The sequence below is a fragment of the Nocardioides sp. NPDC058538 genome (assembly GCF_042719275.1).
Taxonomy (GTDB): domain Bacteria; phylum Actinomycetota; class Actinomycetes; order Propionibacteriales; family Nocardioidaceae; genus Nocardioides.
This window is the reverse complement of record NZ_JBHXNY010000061.1, coordinates 15137-17313: the sequence shown is the minus strand read 5'-3', so window position 1 is coordinate 17313 and position 2177 is coordinate 15137. Positions and strand designations below refer to the sequence as shown.

General features: G+C 68.0%; 2 protein-coding genes. One reads left to right on the top strand and one right to left on the bottom strand.

Annotated elements, in window-relative coordinates; genetic code table 11:
- Window positions 1-39: 39 nt before the first annotated feature.
- Entirely contained in the window at window positions 40-1335 is a 1296-nt protein-coding gene (locus ACFWQC_RS27675) for an MFS transporter (protein ID WP_378685860.1), read from the bottom strand.
- Window positions 1336-1564: 229 nt separating this feature from the next.
- Here ACFWQC_RS27675 and ACFWQC_RS27670 point away from each other — a divergent pair, with 229 nt between their 5' ends.
- Entirely contained in the window at window positions 1565-2044 is a 480-nt protein-coding gene (locus tag ACFWQC_RS27670; RefSeq protein WP_378685857.1) for a MarR family winged helix-turn-helix transcriptional regulator, read from the top strand.
- The last annotated feature ends 133 nt before the right edge of the window (window positions 2045-2177 follow it).

The following is a 2177-nucleotide window of genomic DNA, read 5'->3' as shown; positions in this document are numbered from 1 at the left end:
CGAGTCGGCTCGTTACAACGAGCCGACTCGGCGCGGTTGTCACAGGGTGGCGGGCTCCTGGGTCGCTGCCGGGCGTACGCCGTTCACGGCTGGGGTGATCCGGCGCTCGAGCCGCATCGAGGCGGCGACGATGCCGACACAGCCGACCACCATCAGTGCGATGAACATCGTCGACTGGCCGTGCTCGAGCAGGAAGCCGGCCAGGATCGGGCCGATGATCGCCCCGGTCTGGAACGAGGCCGAGTTGATCGCGTTGTAGCGCCCGCGCAGATGGTCGGGCGCCATGTCGTTGGTCAGAGCCGGGTAGGCCGACTGCATCAGCGTCTCGCCGAGGGCGAAGAAGATGCCCTGGAAGGCGACCACGCCGACGATGGCCGCGACGGAGCCGGGCACCAGGCCGGTCGCCCCGAACACCACCCAGGCCAGGCCCCAGATCGCTGCGGTGGCGACGAGTACTCGTGTGCGCCGCCGTCCGCTGACCCGGTTCATCACCCAGAACTGGGCGAGCACGATCACGGCGCAGTTCACTACGAACGCGAACCCGATGACACGGGTGGAGACCTCGGCGATCTGACGCGAGTAGGCCGGGAACCCGCTCTCGATCTGGCCATAGCCCAGGGTCGAGAGCAGCACCCCGATCACCACCAGCCAGATGACCTCGGGACGGCGCAGGATCGTGGCGTACGACGCGGTCGCGTCGGGCTCGTCGGCAGCAGGTCGCGCGGCGCGGCCGTGCAGATGACGCAGGGGGCCGAGCAGGACGAGGGCCGGGATCGTGAAGGTGGCGGCGTTGGCGAGGAAGGCGTAGGTGAACGTCTCAGGCCGGCTCACGTCGATGAAGAGCCCGCCGATGACGCCGCCGACGCCGATGCCGAGGTTGATCAGCGCGAAGTTCACCCCGTAATAGCGCTGCCGCAGCTCACCCTCGACCACAGTGGCGACCAGGGCGTTGGCGGCCGGCCAGGACACGCCGGCCTGGACACCCAGAAGGCACAGCGCCGCACCGGCGAGCACCGGGGTGGTGGCGAAGGCGAGCATGACGTCGCCGGCGATCGCACAGACCAGACCGCCGAGGATGACGGGGCGGGCACCGTACTTGTCGATCAGGCTGCCCGCCGGGCCGGTGACAATGAAGCCGACGATGGCGATCAGGCCCATCAGGGTGCCGGCGAGACCGAGGTCGAAGCCGCGTGCCTCATGCAGGTAGATGATCGTGAACGGCAGCGTCATGCCGCGACCGAGGAGCTGGATCGCGACCGTCGACAGGAGCCAGCGGCCCTCGCGTGGAAGTGCGGCTATGAAGTCACGGAGACCGAGAGCAGGGGGAGTCGACACCGAGCAATCTTCGCCTTTACCTGGAGCCGTGGCGAATTGTTTCTAGGGGCTGTGAAGGATCGAGGCCGCTCCGGTCGCCGGGCTAAGGTCCCGGGTCATTCTGCCGTTGGTCCCGACTGTTTCAGGGCTCTCGTCCCGGGTTCGGATCGAACCTTCGGTGACAACTTCCTGGCCGTTAAGGGGTGCCAGTGCATGGAACAGCCCGCAGAGAGGTCTAACGTAATGCCCCGTGGGTGATGAGACTCGGTGGCTGGATGAGGAGCAACAGCGCTCGTGGCGTGCGCTGATGATGGGGATGACCCTGCTCGATGACCGCCTGGACGCCGACCTACGCACCCGCTTCGACATCTCGCTCCCGGAGTACGAGATCCTCGTACGCCTCTCCGAGAACGACGGCGCCATGCGGATGGCTCAGCTAGCCGACTCCCTGGCTCACTCGCGCTCTCGGATCACGCACACGATCACCCGGATGGAGCGCGCCGGGCTCGTCGAACGCCGCAACTCGGCCGAGGACGGCCGCGGTGTCGTCGCGACCCTCAGCGACCGCGGCTTCGAGCTGCTGCGCGAGGCGGCTCACGTCCACGTCACCGGCGTACGCGACTACCTCATCGATCTGGTCAGCGAAGACGACTTCGCGGCTCTGGGTCGAGTGATGAACGCGGTCTCCGACCACCTCATCAGCGACCGCCCCGGCATCGAGATGCGCTGAGATCCGGCGAGGGAGTAACCGCGCGAAGCGCGGAGTCGGGGGGGGCGGTCCCCCCCCCAACGCCGGGGGGGGGGGAGAATGGGGCGCGGCAAAAACCCCACCCCCCGCCCCCCCCCCCCCCCCAAGAGTAAAA